The organism is Streptomyces sp. NRRL B-1140, assembly GCF_001280065.1.
Classification (GTDB): Bacteria; Actinomycetota; Actinomycetes; order Streptomycetales; family Streptomycetaceae; genus Streptomyces.
In genome coordinates, this window is record NZ_LGEA01000076.1 from 1 (window position 1) to 214 (window position 214).

Sequence of the window (214 nt, forward strand, 5' to 3'; positions counted from 1 at the left end):
ATTCGGACTCGCTTTCGCTACGGCTTCCCCACACGGGTTAACCTCGCAACACACCGCAAACTCGCAGGCTCATTCTTCAAAAGGCACGCAGTCACGAGAACAAGGCAAGCCTTGTTCCGACGCTCCCACGGCTTGTAGGCACACGGTTTCAGGTACTATTTCACTCCCCTCCCGGGGTACTTTTCACCATTCCCTCACGGTACTATCCGCTATC

General features: G+C 55.1%; 1 rRNA gene. It reads right to left on the reverse strand.

The annotated features are described in order from the left end of the window. A 23S ribosomal RNA gene (locus ADK65_RS09365) occupies nucleotides 1-214 on the reverse strand; the annotation flags it as partial.